Raw genomic sequence first — 16,002 nt, 5'->3', positions numbered from 1 at the left:
AGGCCGGTCATTGACCGGCCTTTTTCATGCTTCCCTTCTCGGGATCAGAGGCTTTTCAGCTTCTCTTCCGGCAGGGCCAGCTCGTCATTGTGGTTGACACCGATACCGCGCTCCAGCACATGGCGGGCGATGGCATGGGCCTCTTCCAGCGAGTGCATGCTGTAAGTACCGCACTGGTATTCGTTCAGCTCGGGGATCTTGCCCTGATCCTGCACGGTCAGCACGTCGCTCATGGCTGCCTGCCAGGCAGCGCCAACACGGGCTTCATCCGGCGCACCGATCAGGCTCATGTAGAAGCCGGTGCGGCAACCCATGGGAGAGATGTCGATGATCTCCACCCCATTCCCATTGAGATGATCACGCATGAAGCCGGCAAACAGATGCTCCAGGGTATGGATGCCGCGCTCGGAGAGGATCTCCTCGTTCGGCACGCAGAAACGCAGGTCGAACACGGTGATGGTGTCCTTGTTCGGGGTCTGCATGGTCTTCGCCACCCGCACTGCCGGGGCGGCCATGCGGGTATGGTCGACGGTAAAACTGTCCAATAACGGCATTTCTGACTCCTGATTTGGTTACCAGAACCAGCCCCCGCTGGAGAGCTGATCCTTGCATTGTCGATACTGGGCACCGTAGCGCTGGGCACGGGCCTCCACCTTGCGGGAGACCTTCATCAGCCATCCCTTGCTGCGGTAGCTGCCACGTCGGTAGCCCCCCCAGCCTTCGTGATAATTGAGATACTGGCCATAGGCATCCCACTTGGACGTGCCGTTGAGCCGCTGTGCCTTGTGAGTGTACCAGCCCATGAAATCGATGGCGTCGGCAAAGTCGTCGCGATCGCTCCAGCCGTTGCCGGTTTCCCGCTGATAGTCGGCCCAGGTTTCGTCTTTCACCTGGGCATAGCCGTAGGCTGAACTGGCCCGCCCGGTGGGGATGAAGAGGAAATACTGCATCGGAGGCTGGGCATCATGCACGAAGGAGGACTCCTGGTACATCATGGCCATCACTACCTGGACAGGTGTCCCCCACTTCTCGTTCATCTTGAGCGCCGCCTCGTGCCATTCGGGTTTCTCCCGAAAGATCTGGCACAGGTTTTCCGGCTGTGCCGGCGGCCGGGTACTGCATGCGGTGAGTGCCATCAGGCACGCCGCCACGACCCCGATACGGTACAACGACATCAGAACGACAGACTCTTGCTGTTCATCACAGGGCACATCCACCACATCAGATCGCGTCTTCGTTCTCTTCACCAGTACGAATACGAATGACGCGCTCCACCTCGCAGACGAAGATCTTGCCATCACCGATCTTGCCGGTACGCGCTGTGTTCTGGATGGCTTCCAGGCAGGCATCGAGATCCTCGTCCTGCACCACCAGCTCCACCTTGACCTTGGGCAGGAAGTCGACCATGTACTCGGCACCACGATAGAGCTCGGTATGGCCCTTCTGACGGCCGAATCCCTTGACCTCGGACACTGTCATGCCGTTGATGCCGATCTCGGCCAGGGCCTCGCGCACATCGTCCAGCTTGAATGGTTTGATGATGGCTTCAATCTTCTTCATGGTGACTCCTTACCAGTTCTGTTTGCCGAACCCGGACGTGATGGGATAGCGGCGGTCCTTACCAAAGTTGCGAGCCGTGATGCGGGGGCCGACGGCGGCCTGACGGCGCTTGTATTCGTTGAGATCCACCAGGCGGATCACCTTGCGTACCACCGCCTCTTCGAAACCTTCCGCCACCATGTCGGCGACAGACGCATCCTCTTCCACGTAGCGCTTGAGGATGGCATCCAGAATGTCATAGGGGGGCAGGCTGTCCTGGTCCACCTGATCCGGTGCCAGTTCGGCCGACGGGGGACGATCGATGACCCGCTGCGGGATCACGTACTCCACGCTGTTGCGATATTCGCACAGCTTGAAAACCAGGGTCTTGGGGACGTCCTTGAGCACATCAAAGCCACCCGCCATGTCGCCATACAGCGTGGCGTATCCCACGGCCATCTCGCTCTTGTTGCCAGTGGTCAGCACGATACGGCGGCGCTTGTTGGACAGCGCCATCAAGAGCACACCGCGACAGCGGGCCTGCAGGTTCTCTTCGGTGGTGTCGCGGGCGGTGCCTTCAAACAGAGGTGCCAGCTGGGTCATGAAGCCTTCGAACATGGGTTCGATGGAGATGATGTTGAACTCCACCCCCATCCGCTCGGCCTGCTCCTTGGCATCCTCCACGCTCATCTGGGCGGTGTAGCGGAACGGCATCATCACCGCCTGCACCTTGTCCGCCCCGATGGCGTCGGCCGCAATGGCCAGGGTCAGCGCCGAGTCGATGCCGCCGGAGAGGCCCAGCACAGCGCCCTGAAAACCGTTCTTGGTGACATAGTCGCGCACCGCCAGCACCAGGGCCTGATAGGTCTCGGCCAACGGCTCCAGCGGCGCGGCGGGTTCCCGCTCCTTCACCGGCTGACCATCGGCAAAGCGCACCAGCGCCAGCTCTTCGGCAAACGGAGCCAGCTTGTGGGTCAGCTCGCCCTGGCTGTTGAACACTTTGGAGCAGCCGTCGAAGATCAGCTCGTCCTGGCCGCATACCTGGTTGAGGTAGATGAGCGGCAGGCCGGTCTGATCGCAGCGTTCCGCCATCAGCTCGCGGCGGATCCAGGGTTTTTCCTGATCATAAGGAGAGGCATTGATGGTGAGCAGCAGCTCGGCCCCCGCCGCCTTGGCGGCCAGCGCCGGACCCGGCTGCCAGAGATCTTCGCAGATGAGCAAACCCAGCTGATGGCCACGGAACGGCACCACACAGGTATCGGTCGCCGCAGTGAAGTAGCGCTTCTCGTCGAACACCCCGTAGTTGGGCAAGTCCTGTTTGAAATAACGTGCCCGCAGTTGACCGCGCTCATAGAGAGAGGCCGTATTGAAAAGCGCCCCCTCTTCGCGCCAGGGATGGCCCACCAGAATGGCACATTGGCCCTGCCATGCCGCGATGCGGGACAGAGCGGCCTCGACCCGGATCATCAGGTCGGCGCGCAACAGCAGATCCTCAGGCGGGTATCCTGTCAAGGCCAGCTCGGAGCAAACCAGCAGATCGGCCCCTTGCTGATCGGCCAGAGCTGCTGCCGCCAGTACCTTGTCACAGTTATCTTCGATGGCGCCTACCGTCAGATTTAACTGGGCAAGCATCAGAGAGAGGGCTTTTGCCATGGCGATGCATCTTGAATTCGAAAATGATGGGGAATGATAAAGAAAAGGCGCTGGCTGTGCCAGCTCAACACTTGGGCTTTGCGCTGGTGTTCTGGCTGTCTGGAGATAAGATGTAACTAATCGAGGGAGATATTGCCATGATCAAGGACGAGAAAGGATTCACCCTGCTGGAACTGATGATCGCCGTCAGTCTGGGGGTCATCTTGCTTGGTATTGGTGCACCGGCCATGTCGAGCCTGCTCAATGAGAATGCCTTGAAATTTGAATCTCGTACACTCTTGAAATATCTGCGTTTTGCTCGTAGCCAAGCCATCGACAACCAGCAATCTGTCACTGTGTGCCTTGCCAATGCCAGTGACAATTGTGTCACCGCCAATCCGACCCAATTCCTCGTGTTCGTCGACGGTAATGGCAATGACATTTTCAATAACGGTGAGCAGATCCTGGCAAGAAGCCCTCAGCTATCTGACTCGCTGACTGCTGCAAACAATCGAACTTCCACTACCTTCAGCCCTGATGGCACCAGCCTGGGTACCAATGCCACCATCACGCTGTGTCGTTCGGGAAATGCCCAGATAAATCTGGTCATCTCTCCCTCCGGCCGCACCACCCAATCTACCCAGGCAAATATCTGCCTCTGAATGAAGTTCTTCGCTATCGCAGTTGACGGGCATCCTGTTGCTGACCCTCTTTTGACTGGAAATTTTCCTCCACAGTTCGGCATTCCAGGATTTTCTTCACAGGCTGTACCGCACCATCCACCTCGTATCCTCTTTTTTTGAATTTATCCTGCACCGCCTTTGGCGTGTTGTCTGCCACAGTACCGTGCAGGACAACCTTCTGGCCGTTAACCAGCTCGACATAACATTTTATGTCATCTGCCAAGACGGACCCGGATAACAAGAGGCACAAACCCAACACCCCGCTGCGTGTTTTCATTGTGCCTCTCCTTCGTAGAGGTAAATTTTCTTGGGCGACATATCCATCTCAGCCTCCTCTGCCCCCTGGTTGCACTCTCCCGCTCCGGTACAACGCTCAGGCTCACCATCCCCTTCATCTTTCAGGATGACCTCTTCCCCGACACCGCCTCCAATAATGCGGATCTTGGCATCGTCTCCTGCATGCACCACCAAATCGTCGGCAACCTTGTTCTGTACTTCGACATAACGCTCAGGTGTCTGGTTGCCTTCAAGATCAACCACATAACGGAAGGAACTGCCATAATGCATGTCTACCATGTATTGGCGTGCAGCCCCGATGGATTGAATGGTGCATTGCTGGAACGACTGCACTTGCGGCAGGAACGAGGTGAAGTAAAGCTTGCCCTGAAGTACGACCCCGGCCCCCATGGATTTCTCACCCGGTTCGTTCAACCAATTGACCCACCCTTTGGCAGTGGTAATTCCCGCCTTGGTCGCCAATATTCCATCCGTGTTTGTCTGGGCAGACAAAGGATCAGAGGTCACATCATAAAGGTCAGTAATCAAGATGGGGCTTCTTGCCTGCGCATTGGCGGCACGCGGCACGACATCATAATCACGCAACATGAAATAGCCATTGCGGACGGTCGCTTCCGATGAGGGGCGATTGCGGTCTCCACTCCCAATCAGCACTGCATCAAAGGGACGATCCTGATAGGAGTAGACCACATTCCCTCCCACAACGGTGCGGGTGACCTGCTTGTTGATGGTACGCACCACGATAGGCTGGGTGAAGAAACGGCGATCATCGGCTTGAGTGACATCCGACCCCAGGCTGGCAAATTTGAAGACGCTCCAGTCAGATTTGTTGGTGCCTGGGAGATCCATGCGCCAGATATTGCCCCCCGTATCACCCACATAGATGCGATCGACTTTGCCATCACCATCGCTGTCCAGCGTAGCTACCGACCCGGGCATACTGTCGGTCATCCCCGTGACCCTGAGGTTGCTGGTTGAAGTCGCAGCAGGGGTCGCACTGAATATCAGCGCCCCAGTATCGGCATTGACGATGTAGATACCTCTCCCCATGCTGTCACTGGTTCCCAATCCCAGCACGCTCTTGTTCACGTCATAACCGCCAGCAAAGATAAGCACGGGATCACTGACTCCCGGCACAAACGCGACTTCCGGCACCGACCAGGTCAGCCCCAGCTCACCAAAACCAGTCGTCAGACTGTTCAGACGCCATTTCAGTGTCGGCGTATCCGGGCTGGAAACGTTGAATGCATAATAGGCTTTGCCGCCGCTCCTCAAGCCGGTGAATACCCATACAAAATCGCTCTCCGAGGATTTCAGCACCCCGTTGCGATTGGCATCTTTGATAAGGGCCACCGGAGAAGAGTCAACACCGTAGATATGTTCGGCTGATTCCGCATTGAGACGCAGCGCCTTCTGATTGGCCATGAACTCATAAGGTATCGCCGCCCAGCTTTCGTCTATGGTGCTCCCCATGTCCTTGAACATATGCAGGAAACCGGCATTGGTCCCAAACAGAATACGCAAGTCCGGTGCATCCGTCGGGTTACCGGATTGCGGGCCATAGTTCAGCACCAGGGGACGTGAGTGCAGGGGGTCACCCATGATATGGGCGCGGATCAGGGTTGATGTATCAAAGTCCTCATCGTCGACATCCAACCCCTTGGTCCAGTTGATCAGGGAATCGAGTTCAGTCGTCGTAACTGCCTGCATGAAGGTCATGAGCGCGGCTTCACTGCCAGCCTGCGTTACCAGATTTGCCTTGGTCAGCTGATCGAGACGGTTCTGGGCATTGTTGATGACATAGAGGCTGCGGTTGCTTTTCCCCGCCAACATCTCTTGCGCCCCACCTTCGGCCACAACGTTCCCGTCACGGCCGGATGACCAGAAAGTCTGGGCACTGTCGATGATGGTGCCATCAAACTTGATAGCAGGCAGTCCCCGGCTGTCAGCCACATAACCGTCAGGAGAAAAGATCAGTTTTTTCAGATTGCCCCGCCATCTGGGACCATCATCCGGCTCAAACATGGCGTAATAGATGTTGTTGAGACTGCGTGTCCGGTCAAAGTTGTTGCTGGCAATGGCGGGGGACACCAGCGAGGTATTGATCCGCAGGATCGCCAGCAGCGATGCCTTCAACGCATCACTCAAGGCAGAGGCGTTGGTTGCCGGATAATAAACGCCACCACCACGACGGGCAGTTTCAGCAAGCAAATTACCGGCCCCGCTTATCGCCTCGTCACCAAACCCGACGGTAAAGGTCGTGACTGTCTGGGTACCAGGGGAAACGGCATTCACATCCTTGTGTTTCATATAACCCGCCAATGCGGCCAGATAGCTGCTGGACCTGTTCCCTGACCCATAAGTAACGGTAGTGCCATAAGCCGCTTTTTCATCGCTGGACAATGTATTTATCAATCCCTGGACAAAGGTATTGGCATCCCCATCCTGAGTCGGCTCTCCATCGGTGATGTATATGACGTAACCGTTGTTTGAGCAGTTGTCATAGGGGGCTTGATAGGTACCTGTCGGGCTTTCGGCGGTCGTATCTCTCGTGCCTCCTTGCAAGCCATAAACAACGCTTCGTCCCCCGAAGAAGCGATACGCCTCACTCAACGTCTCGCATAATGGTGTGTTGGTACTGGCAGTCAGTCCTTCGACCCTGTCGAGCAGGTCTTGTTCTCCGGTCTTGCCATTCGACAACGTGATCTCGCTACCCAGAATATCCCGGACAACTCTGCCGCCATTGGTACTGCTACTGTCATTCCTGTTGAAAATAGCCAGACCAAAATCAACCCCGGGGGCAGATGATATCAATCCTTTGACTGCATCTTTGGCAATACGCAGCCGGGATTCTATAGAGTAACCCGTAGGCCCGTAATACCACCTGATATAGTTGGCAGAATAAAGCACCACGGCCGTATTACTGGCATTAACAGAGTCTCTTGTTGCCGCTGTATAAAACCATGAGCCTTGATTATTGCTGGTTTTATTGACCGGATACCCGGTGCCAACACTCCAGGTACCTGTGTATGGGTTGGCAGGGTTATTTGCGGTCACATCCTGCTTGCAATCGACCAAGTCGATGTTGTTTTCCTGATAACCACTAATCGAATACCAGCTTCCCCTCCCTCTCCCCGGAGGGTTGCCACTTGTCACTTCATAAGTCCAGACTTGCGACTGAAAATAACCGATACTTGCAAGAGGTCCCTTGGAAGTGGCACAAGCGTTCAGTTTGTCGGAGAAACGCTTGTTGCTGTTAATGGCGGGAATGCTCCCATCGGTTGAAAAATAGATATATCGTTTAGTATTGCTAGTGTCGGGATCATTGCTCAAGGCTGGATAGACAGTCGCTGGATTATAAGCTTCCTTTATCTGTTCCATGGTATCAGCCATACTGCCGGAGTTATCAAATATCAAAAGCACTTTAGGTCTGAAATCACCAGCCTTATTAAAGTCGTATATAAAAAGCTCGGTGTCATCGGCTCGTGTTGACGTCATGCCAAAAACAAGACTGCACCAGCATAAAATTGAACCGAATCGTTGTAACCACATATCCTTCGCTCCTATTTTGTGAGCAGTGGCTGTTCCACACCCGCAGTCCAGGTCAGCGGGCGAGAATATTTTCCATAATTGACACCGGCCTGTAGCTCGACGTATTTGCATACAGGAATCACATTGTTGCTGCTGGCATCCACCTTGCGTTTGCAGACGGTTTCTGTGCGATTGGTGAGGGCCACATTGGCTGAATTGTTGCTGCTATTGACACTGATGGCTGCACTCGCCCCCAGCGCAGAACCCATGCCTGCAATCACCGTCGATATGTTATTGCTCTGAACAGCCGCTTCGATGATGCCTTCCAGCCTGTGTTCTGCCTGCCTGAAATTGGCCGCAGAGCCTGCCATCTTGAGATCCTGCCCGGAGGACTGCATCACCACCACGGCGATCAGCGTCAGAGGTACCAGGATGATCAGCGCGACGATCAGGGCTACGCCATGCTGTGATTTCATGAACCACCTCCAGTCATGACCACCGGGTTGCGTAGCGACACGCTGCTCTCCAGCAGCAAACGACGAAACCCATCCCCATTGCCTGATACGCTGGTACTGCCTACCTGATAGATGTTGTTGTTCACATAGCTGCTGGATGCTTGCGATGATCGCACCAGAATAAAGACACGGGCAGCAACGACACGCCCTTCGCTCCATTCCTGCTCGGTCACGTTTGTAGACGCGACATAGCGATCAATAACCCCATCGGCAACAGGAGTGTCGTCAACACCAAACAACACCGTCATGCGCTCAATCCCTTCCGCCATGGGGCCTCCTATCAGAACCGAGCCCCCATTGGGTGTCAGATAACGCTTTCTCAGTTCCGGGTTGCCTGCGGCATTGGGAGCGAGATAATAGATAAAGTGCTGATATTCCCAGAGCTGACGAGCCGGCATATCTGTCATCGTGGGCACTGTTTCTCCCCCTTTGAACATCAGCGCCGCTTGCGTCGTAGTAGCAAGATAGAAGCGATTGCCAGTAGCTGCGGCATCGGCCAGGGGCTGCCCAATCAATCGCTTGATGCTGATGACATCCGTATTGGCAACACGTGACGTCACGGGAATACAGGCAAAAGCCCCCCCGTTAATCGCCCTGTTGTTGTCCACCCGCGCGACCCAGACCCCCCGATTTGTTCCCACGCTGGGCGGCAAGCTGCCACGCCCCAAATTGTCCAGACAATCGTTCGCCGAAAGCACAGCAGACCCGCTGCTGAGAGTCACGCCTTGCCCCGTTGCCATGGGGGAACCGGTGTAGTCCCCCCAGAAGCCCGCCCACTTCAGGTCCTGTGTCACCAGACGCATCGCAATACGCCCGTTCTCCTGCAACTCGCTCTGATCGAAAGCATCTTCCGTTGTGGCGCGGGAAGCCACGAAGATGCTCAAGCCGCCACCGACCAGAAATACGCCGATCAACATGGCAATCAACCATTCAATCAGGGTGAAGCCGCGGGCATTCATAGTGTGGTCGTCAGTACGAACTGACGCCTCTGTCTGTCTGCCGCATTGCCCAACCCACAACTGTTGCGCACCGCGGCCACTGCAACGGCACCATCGGACAGAGACTCCCGCCCCTGCCAGAAGATCCCTATGGTCAAACTGTTGTTGGCGCCACGAATCACGCAGCCGACCGGAGATTGCAGAGGTGACGCGGCACCGGATACTGCGGTTCCCAGCAGGGACTGCTGCCAGTAGAAGAGGTCCAGTGCCTGCCGCTCTGCCCTGCTGCAATCCGACATGGTGCCATTGTTGTTGGCACAGCTCGGCATATCCAGGATCGCGTTGCCGGATACCACTGTCGTTCCCTGACCAGCCCAGCTGTCTTTGTTGATCCTGGCGCGTTCCACCAGATCATTGGCCAGCCAGTTGGCGATGGTGCGCTGACGCGCTTCGTAGCTGGAAAACTTGGCGGTAACCTGCATGGCAACCAATCCCAGCAAGCCGAAGGAGAGCACCACGGCCGCAATCAGCACCTCCAGCAGGCTGAATCCCCTTATGTGTCGATGGCGCAGTGGTTTCATCGCCTAGTCCCAGCAAGCGTTGTTGACGGTATCCCCGAGCCGGGTGGCACTCCGGGTGCCATCCTGGTCGATGGAGAAAATGATGCAGTCGCTGTCTGACCCCTGCGCACCAGAGGCCGTGGCAAACAGGATGTATGTATTGACCCCGGCTGAGATGACCAGGTGATAGAAGCCGGATTCGGAGTTCTCCGAGATATTCAAATCGGCTGCGGATGAGGTATACCGATTGAAGTCCATAAAATAGGTTTCTTGTCTGTTGGCGGCGTCCAACAGCATTTTTTTGGCATCAATTCGGTGGCTGGACAGCAGGTAACGCTGATAGGAGGGATAGGCAATAGTGCCAAGAATCGCCACGATTGCGACGACAATCATCAATTCAATGAGAGAAAAGCCTCGATAGAACCCAATCATAACCCATCCTTGGTGACTGGCGGTTCATATAGTCTAATGCCGGATAGGTCGCAACGACAAATCCGGCATCAGGAACATAACTCTTTATTCTCAGGCCATCCTGGCCACATTCAAATAATTCTAAGCTCGGGCGGCACTTCAAACACCACATTCTCTTCCCGGCCAGGATGCTCGGTCACTATCTTGCCTCCCAGCTCGCGCAGACGGGCAATGACATTCTGAACAAGCACATCGGGGGCTGACGCACCCGCCGTGACACCGATACGGGCAACCCCGTCCAGCCATTGCGGCTCAATCATGGAGGCATCGTCGATGAGGTAGGCCTTGGCACCCACCTTCTCGGCCAGCTCCCGCAGACGGTTGGAGTTGGAAGAGTTGCGCGACCCCACCACCAGCATGGCGTCCACCAGCCCGGCCATCTCCCGCACGGCATCCTGGCGGTTCTGGGTGGCATAGCAGATGTCATCCTTGCGCGGCCCCTGGATCTTGGGGAAGTGCGCACGCAAGGCATCGATGACATCCGAGGTCTCGTCCACGCTCAGGGTGGTCTGGGTGACGAAACAGAGATCGTCCGGGTTCTTCACTTTGAGTTTGGCCACATCTTCCGGCGTCTCCACCAGATACATGCCCCCCTCACTGTTCTCGTACTGTCCCATGGTGCCGATCACCTCGGGGTGGCCGGCATGGCCGATGAGCACGGCTTCGGAGCCCTTGCGACTGGCGCGATGGACCTCCATGTGCACCTTGGTCACCAGCGGACAGGTGGCATCGAACACCTTGAGGGCGCGGGATTTGGCCATCTCGCGCACGACCTTGGCGACACCGTGGGCAGAGAAGATGACGATGCTGTCATCCGGCACCTCATCCAGCTCCTCCACAAAGACGGCGCCCGCCTCCTTGAGCTTGTTCACCACGTAGCGGTTGTGCACCACCTCATGGCGGACATAGATGGGGGCACCGAACTTCTCCAGCGCGCTCTCGACGATGCTGATGGCCCGGTCGACACCGGCACAGAAGCCACGGGGGTTAGCCAGCAGAATATCCATCAGTGCACCTTCTCCTCGTCATCAACCCCCAGGATCTCCACCTCGAAGGTGACGGTGTGACCGGCCAGGGGGTGGTTGAAATCGACCGTGACCGACATCCCTTCCACCGCCCGGATGATCCCGGGCAGTTCGCTGCCGTTGGGCTGGTCGAACAGAATGATGGTACCCACCTTGGGCTCAACTTCGTTACCGAACTTGGCGCGATCGAGATGGTAGATATTGTCGGGATTGGAGAGGCCGAACGCCTCTTCCGGCGCCAGGGTAAAGCTCTTACTCTCCCCTTCGCGCAGCCCCAGCAGGCATTGCTCGAAGCTCGGCGTCAGGCTGCCGTCTCCCATCCGCAGACGGGCAGGCTTGCCGTGCAGCGCCGTGCTGTCCGCCACCGAGCCATCTTCCAGTTTGATAGAGAAATGGAACAGCACGCTGCTGTCCGCAGCAATTAGCTGGCTCATGAGGTCGCGTCCTGTTTTTTCTCGCCACGGAAGCCGTCCAGCACGATCATGGCGGCACCGATGAAGATGAAGCTGTCAGCCAGATTGAACGCCGGCCAGTGGGCGCGCTGCCAGTAAAAGTCGAGGAAGTCGACCACATGGCCCAGCACCAGCCGGTCAAACACGTTGCCGAGCGCACCGCCGATGATCAGGCTGTAGGCGATACCGCTCCAGCGCTGGGTGACCGACTGCTTGCGCAGCCAGTGGATCAGCAGGCCACAGATGGCGAACGCCAGCACAGCGAAGAACCAGCGCTGCCAGCCTCCCTGATCTGCCAGGAAGCTGAAAGCCGCCCCCTTGTTGTAGACGTGGACCAGGTTGAAGAAGGGAGTGATCTCCACCCCCGGGTAGCCAAACGGCAGCAGCTTGACCACGGCGAGCTTGCTCGCCTGGTCCAGTACGAAGGCCAGCACCGCCAGCCACAGCCAACGCAGGCCGCTTTTATGTTGAGTCATGTTCATCAGGCAAATTGACGCGTTTCGCCGTCACCCTCGACGTTGGTGACGCAGCGGCCACAGATCTCTTCATGGCCCGCAATGGTGCCCACGTCTTCCACATGGTGCCAGCAGCGGTCGCACTTGGCGGCGGCAGACTGGGCCACGCAGAGCCACAGGTCATCGCGCTCGGTCGCCACTGCCTCTGCCGGTGCAGCATCGACGCTGACTACCTTGGCCTTGGAGGTGAGCAGCACGAAGCGCAGCTCATCGGCCAGGGCGTTCAGACGCGCGGCCAGCTCCGGCTTGGCGAACAGGGTCAGCTCGGCCTGCAGAGAACCACCGATGCGCTTCTCGCCACGGGCCACTTCCAGCGCCTTGTTCACTTCACCGCGCACGGTGAGGATCTCGGCCCAGAACTCGTCGTTCAGCACTTCGCCCGCTTCCAGCCCGAACAGGCCGTCGTACCACTCCTCGGTGAACACGAACTCGCCGCGCTCGCCCGGCAGCAGGGCCCAGATCTCGTCGGCGGTGAAGCTCATGATGGGCGCCATCCAGCGCACCATGGCCTCGGCGATGTGATAGAGGGCGGTCTGGCAGGAGCGACGGGCCAGGCTGTCAGCCTTGGCGGTGTACTGACGATCCTTGATGACGTCCAGGTAGAAGGACCCCATCTCGATGGAGCAGAACTGCATCAGCTTCTGGGTCACGCCGTGGAAGTTGTACTCATCGAACGCGGCAACGATCTCGGCCTGTACCGCTTTGGCACGGCCCACGGCCCAGCGATCCACCACCACCATGTCGGCAGGCGCCACCATGTCGGTCGCCGGATTGAAGCCGTTCAGGTTGGCCAGCAGGAAACGGGCGGTGTTGCGAATACGACGATAGGCGTCGGCGGAGCGCTTGAGGATCTCGTCGGAGACGGTCATCTCGCCGGTGTAGTCAGTGCTCGCTACCCACAGACGCAGGATGTCGGCACCCAGCTTGTTCATCACGTCCTGCGGGCTTACCACGTTGCCGATGGACTTGGACATCTTGCGGCCCTGACCATCCACGGTGAAGCCGTGAGTCAGCACCTGGTTGTAGGGGGCCTTGTCCTTCATGGCGACACCGATCATCAGGGAGGACATGAACCAGCCACGGTGCTGGTCAGAACCTTCCAGATACATGTCGGCCGGCTTGCCGTTGAACTCGGGACGGGCATCGACCACGGAGGCATGGGTAGAACCGGAGTCAAACCAGACGTCGAGAGTGTCAGGCACTTTCTCGTAGTTGTCGGCATCGGCGCCCAGCAGCTCGGCCTTGTCCAGATCCCACCAGGCCTGGATGCCGGACTGCTCGACCCGCTTGGCCACCTCTTCCATCAGGCGCACGGATTCCGGATGCAGTGCCTGAGTCTCCTTGTGAACGAACAGGGAGATGGGCACGCCCCAGGTACGCTGACGGGAGATACACCAGTCGGGACGGTTCTCGACCATCGCCTGGATGCGATTCTTACCCCAGGCCGGGACCCAGCCGCTCTGGCCGTGTTCGGCAATGCCCTGAGTCTCGATACGCTCGATCTCTTCCAGAGCACGCTTGCGCAGACCCTTCTGCTCCATGCTGATGAACCACTGGGGGGTGGCACGGAAGATGATCGGGGTCTTGTGACGCCAGCAATGCGGGTAGGAGTGGTTGAATACCTTGTGATGCAGCAGGGCGCCGCGCTCGGTCAGCACCTCGACCACGGCCGCATTGGCCTTGAACACGTGCTGGCCGGCAAACAGTTCGGTATCCGGCAGATAGACGCCGTTGCTGCCAACCGGGTTGGCCACTTCCAGACCGTACTTCTGACCGACCACGAAGTCTTCCTGACCGTGACCAGGGGCGGTGTGTACCGCGCCAGTACCGGCGTCCAGAGTGACGTGGTCACCCAGCACCACAGGTACGTCGAAGCTGTAGAAGGGGTGGTTGAAGCGCAGCAGCTCGAGTGCGGCACCCTTGGCATAGCCCAGGTTGTGGAAATGCTCGATGCCGGCGCGATCCATCACGTCCTTCACCAGCTCGGCAGCCAGGATCAGGCGCTCGGGATTGTCGCCCTCTACCTGCACCAGTGCGTAGTCCAGATCGGCATGCATGGCGATGGCGCGGTTGGCCGGCAGGGTCCACGGGGTGGTCGTCCAGATCACGGCAGAGAGCGCGCCCTTGCCGGTGTGGCCTTCGGCGCAATCAAACTTGGCGGCAACGGCAGCCTCGTCGACGGCCTTGAAGCGCACGTCGATGGAGGGGGAGTTCTTGTCGTAGTACTCCACTTCCGCTTCAGCCAGCGCGGAGCCGCAATCGGTACACCAGTGCACCGGCTTGGAGCCTTTGTGCAGGTGGCCGTTTTCAACGATCTTGGCCATGGAGCGGATGATGTTGGCTTCGGTGCCAAAATCCATGGTCAGGTAGGGGTGTTCCCAGTCACCCAGCACGCCCAGACGGATGAAGTCGGTCTTCTGCGCTTCGATCTGGGTTTTGGCGTATTTGCGGCACTCGGCTCGGAACTCGGCGGCGGAAACCTTCTCGCCCGGCTTGCCGACCATGCCTTCCACTTTCAGCTCGATGGGCAGACCGTGGCAATCCCAGCCCGGCACATAGGGGGAATCGAAGCCAGAGAGGCCCTTGGACTTGATGATGATGTCTTTGAGGATCTTGTTGACCGAGTGACCGATGTGAATGCTGCCGTTCGCATAGGGGGGGCCATCGTGCAGAATGAAAGAAGGCTTACCCGCTTTGGCGCGGCGAATGGCGCCGTAAAGATCCTGATCGTACCAACGTTTCAACATGTTGGGTTCGCGTTTGGCCAGATCGCCACGCATCGGAAACTCGGTTTCCGGCAGATTCAGGGTGTGTTTATAGTCGCTCATCAGTCCTGGGTTCCCTTCTTTTCTAAAAGAGTGCTGGGTAAATGAAATTGTGGCAGCCCGAACCAGGCTCGGGCCGCCAGGGCATCTCGTTCGATCTGCTCTTTCAAGGCGGTGAAAGAGTCAAATTTCTGCTCTTCGCGCAGCTTGTGGCGAAGCAGCACCTTGACCTGCTGACCATATAGATCACCAGAAAAATCAAATAGATGTACTTCCAATCTGGCTTGTGTACCGCTCAAGGTCGGACGTACACCCACATTGGCGACACCGGGGAAAGTCTTGCCGGAACATATCACTTCCACCGCAAACACGCCACCGACCGGGACAACCTGGCGTTTGAGGGCCAGATTCGCGGTGGGAAAACCTATGGTGCGCCCCAGCTTGTCGCCATGGGCCACCCGGCCGCTGATGGCATAGGGGCGACCGAGCATCAATTCCACCTCCGCCATGCGACCCGCTTTGAGGGCCTCGCGCACCAGGGTGCTGCTGACCCGCTGGCGGGAAAGCTGGAAACTCTGGGTGCTGATCACCTCGAACCCGAAGCGCCGACCGGCCTCCTCCAGCAGGTGGAAGTCCCCTTCCCGCCCCTTGCCGAAGCGAAAATCGTCGCCGACCACCAGATAGTGCACGCCGAGTTTCTCCACCAGCAGTTGCTCGATGAAGGTGCAGGCCGCCTGCTCGGCAAAACGATGGGTGAAACGCACGCAGAGCATGCGATCGATCTGCATTCCCTTGAGGGCTTCGTACTTCTCCCGCCAGCGGCTGAGGCGGGCGGGCGCGGCACTGCCCGCAAACAGCTCCAGCGGCTGGGGTTCGAACAACATGACGCAGGCGGGCAGGCCAAGTTGGGCTGCCTTCTCCTGCAAGCGGGCCAACACCGCGTGGTGCCCCTGATGAACCCCATCGAAGTTGCCTATGGTCAATACACAGCCCCGGTGACGGGGCTTGATATTGTGAATGCCGCGAATAAGCTCCATCAGTGCCTTGTGCGTTGCTGCCATGGAAATCGGCGGATTATA

16 protein-coding genes are annotated in these 16,002 nt (G+C 57.8%); 1 reads left to right on the top strand and 15 read right to left on the bottom strand.

Features of this window, described 5'->3' with window-relative positions; translation table 11 throughout:
* Positions 1-44 precede the first annotated feature (44 nt).
* Genes luxS through AB5Y53_RS02255 form a run of 4 tightly spaced genes read right to left on the bottom strand, consistent with a single transcriptional unit; the run spans position 45 to position 3,192 of the window.
* Complete coding sequence (gene luxS, locus AB5Y53_RS02270; protein WP_010673112.1) at positions 45-554, bottom strand: S-ribosylhomocysteine lyase; 510 nt, start codon at positions 552-554, stop codon at positions 45-47.
* Between the two features lie 18 nt (positions 555-572).
* Positions 573-1,175 carry a transglycosylase SLT domain-containing protein gene (locus tag AB5Y53_RS02265; protein WP_041214486.1) on the bottom strand — a complete coding sequence of 201 codons (603 nt, stop codon included), beginning with the start codon at positions 1,173-1,175 and terminating at the stop codon, positions 573-575.
* Between the two features lie 46 nt (positions 1,176-1,221).
* A complete protein-coding gene (gene glnB / locus AB5Y53_RS02260) occupies positions 1,222-1,560 on the bottom strand; it encodes a nitrogen regulatory protein P-II (protein WP_005308848.1) in 339 nt (112 codons plus the stop codon).
* Positions 1,561-1,569: 9 nt separating this feature from the next.
* Positions 1,570-3,192 (bottom strand): NAD+ synthase, encoded by a 1,623-nt coding sequence (locus AB5Y53_RS02255; protein WP_368181049.1) that lies wholly within the window; start codon positions 3,190-3,192, stop codon positions 1,570-1,572.
* A gap of 137 nt (positions 3,193-3,329) precedes the next feature.
* Between AB5Y53_RS02255 and AB5Y53_RS02250 the strand changes: the two genes are divergently transcribed.
* Positions 3,330-3,833 (top strand): GspH/FimT family pseudopilin, encoded by a 504-nt coding sequence (locus AB5Y53_RS02250; protein ID WP_010673109.1) that lies wholly within the window; start codon positions 3,330-3,332, stop codon positions 3,831-3,833.
* Between the two features lie 13 nt (positions 3,834-3,846).
* Here the strand turns inward: AB5Y53_RS02250 and AB5Y53_RS02245 are convergent, their stop codons facing one another.
* The 11 genes from AB5Y53_RS02245 to ribF form a co-directional block, all read right to left on the bottom strand.
* Entirely contained in the window at positions 3,847-4,131 is a 285-nt protein-coding gene (locus AB5Y53_RS02245; RefSeq protein WP_368181048.1) for a TapY2 family type IVa secretion system protein, read from the bottom strand.
* A complete protein-coding gene (locus tag AB5Y53_RS02240; RefSeq protein ID WP_233463034.1) occupies positions 4,128-7,649 on the bottom strand; it encodes a pilus assembly protein in 3,522 nt (1,173 codons plus the stop codon). Before AB5Y53_RS02240 ends, AB5Y53_RS02245 begins: the two co-directional genes overlap by 4 nt.
* 65 nt (positions 7,650-7,714) lie before the next feature.
* Entirely contained in the window at positions 7,715-8,158 is a 444-nt protein-coding gene (gene tppD / locus AB5Y53_RS02235; RefSeq protein ID WP_069652206.1) for a type IVa pilus pseudopilin TppD, read from the bottom strand.
* Positions 8,155-9,156 (bottom strand): PilW family protein, encoded by a 1,002-nt coding sequence (locus tag AB5Y53_RS02230; protein WP_368181047.1) that lies wholly within the window; start codon positions 9,154-9,156, stop codon positions 8,155-8,157. The genes tppD and AB5Y53_RS02230 overlap by 4 nt, the downstream gene beginning before the upstream one ends.
* On the bottom strand, positions 9,153-9,716 hold the full coding sequence (pilV, locus tag AB5Y53_RS02225; protein ID WP_323902305.1) for a type IV pilus modification protein PilV: 564 nt from the start codon (positions 9,714-9,716) through the stop codon (positions 9,153-9,155). The genes AB5Y53_RS02230 and pilV overlap by 4 nt, the downstream gene beginning before the upstream one ends.
* A 3-nt stretch (positions 9,717-9,719) precedes the next feature.
* Entirely contained in the window at positions 9,720-10,127 is a 408-nt protein-coding gene (gene tppA, locus AB5Y53_RS02220) for a type IVa pilus pseudopilin TppA (protein ID WP_039039991.1), read from the bottom strand.
* A gap of 110 nt (positions 10,128-10,237) precedes the next feature.
* Positions 10,238-11,173 (bottom strand): 4-hydroxy-3-methylbut-2-enyl diphosphate reductase, encoded by a 936-nt coding sequence (gene ispH, locus AB5Y53_RS02215; protein ID WP_039039990.1) that lies wholly within the window; start codon positions 11,171-11,173, stop codon positions 10,238-10,240.
* A complete protein-coding gene (fkpB, locus tag AB5Y53_RS02210) occupies positions 11,173-11,625 on the bottom strand; it encodes an FKBP-type peptidyl-prolyl cis-trans isomerase (RefSeq protein WP_041210958.1) in 453 nt (150 codons plus the stop codon). The genes ispH and fkpB overlap by 1 nt, the downstream gene beginning before the upstream one ends.
* Positions 11,622-12,125, bottom strand: a complete 504-nt coding sequence (gene lspA / locus AB5Y53_RS02205) for a signal peptidase II (protein WP_010673100.1) — start codon at positions 12,123-12,125, stop codon at positions 11,622-11,624. The genes fkpB and lspA overlap by 4 nt, the downstream gene beginning before the upstream one ends.
* On the bottom strand, positions 12,125-14,986 hold the full coding sequence (gene ileS / locus AB5Y53_RS02200) for an isoleucine--tRNA ligase (protein ID WP_368181046.1): 2,862 nt from the start codon (positions 14,984-14,986) through the stop codon (positions 12,125-12,127). Before ileS ends, lspA begins: the two co-directional genes overlap by 1 nt.
* A complete protein-coding gene (gene ribF / locus AB5Y53_RS02195) occupies positions 14,986-15,960 on the bottom strand; it encodes a bifunctional riboflavin kinase/FAD synthetase (RefSeq protein ID WP_042014890.1) in 975 nt (324 codons plus the stop codon). Before ribF ends, ileS begins: the two co-directional genes overlap by 1 nt.
* Positions 15,961-16,002: the final 42 nt, after the last annotated feature.

Origin of the sequence: Aeromonas sp. R7-5, assembly GCF_040908015.1 — a bacterium.
Classification (GTDB): domain Bacteria; phylum Pseudomonadota; class Gammaproteobacteria; order Enterobacterales; family Aeromonadaceae; genus Aeromonas; species Aeromonas caviae.
The sequence above is the reverse complement of the archived record's forward strand: the minus strand, read 5'-3'. Positions and strand labels throughout refer to the sequence as shown.

Bases quoted from the DNA above. Each gene is read 5' to 3' on its own strand.
- luxS (WP_010673112.1), bottom strand. From the start codon at position 554: ATGCCGTTATTGGACAGTTTTACCGTCGACCATACCCGCATGGCCGCC.
- AB5Y53_RS02265 (WP_041214486.1), bottom strand. From the start codon at position 1,175: ATGTCGTTGTACCGTATCGGGGTCGTGGCGGCGTGCCTGATGGCACTC.
- glnB (WP_005308848.1), bottom strand. From the start codon at position 1,560: ATGAAGAAGATTGAAGCCATCATCAAACCATTCAAGCTGGACGATGTG.
- AB5Y53_RS02255 (WP_368181049.1), bottom strand. From the start codon at position 3,192: ATGGCAAAAGCCCTCTCTCTGATGCTTGCCCAGTTAAATCTGACGGTA.
- AB5Y53_RS02250 (WP_010673109.1), top strand. From the start codon at position 3,330: ATGATCAAGGACGAGAAAGGATTCACCCTGCTGGAACTGATGATCGCC.
- AB5Y53_RS02245 (WP_368181048.1), bottom strand. From the start codon at position 4,131: ATGAAAACACGCAGCGGGGTGTTGGGTTTGTGCCTCTTGTTATCCGGG.
- AB5Y53_RS02240 (WP_233463034.1), bottom strand. From the start codon at position 7,649: ATGACGTCAACACGAGCCGATGACACCGAGCTTTTTATATACGACTTT.
- tppD (WP_069652206.1), bottom strand. From the start codon at position 8,158: ATGAAATCACAGCATGGCGTAGCCCTGATCGTCGCGCTGATCATCCTG.
- AB5Y53_RS02230 (WP_368181047.1), bottom strand. From the start codon at position 9,156: ATGAATGCCCGCGGCTTCACCCTGATTGAATGGTTGATTGCCATGTTG.
- pilV (WP_323902305.1), bottom strand. From the start codon at position 9,716: ATGAAACCACTGCGCCATCGACACATAAGGGGATTCAGCCTGCTGGAG.
- tppA (WP_039039991.1), bottom strand. From the start codon at position 10,127: ATGATTGGGTTCTATCGAGGCTTTTCTCTCATTGAATTGATGATTGTC.
- ispH (WP_039039990.1), bottom strand. From the start codon at position 11,173: ATGGATATTCTGCTGGCTAACCCCCGTGGCTTCTGTGCCGGTGTCGAC.
- fkpB (WP_041210958.1), bottom strand. From the start codon at position 11,625: ATGAGCCAGCTAATTGCTGCGGACAGCAGCGTGCTGTTCCATTTCTCT.
- lspA (WP_010673100.1), bottom strand. From the start codon at position 12,125: ATGAACATGACTCAACATAAAAGCGGCCTGCGTTGGCTGTGGCTGGCG.
- ileS (WP_368181046.1), bottom strand. From the start codon at position 14,986: ATGAGCGACTATAAACACACCCTGAATCTGCCGGAAACCGAGTTTCCG.
- ribF (WP_042014890.1), bottom strand. From the start codon at position 15,960: ATGGAGCTTATTCGCGGCATTCACAATATCAAGCCCCGTCACCGGGGC.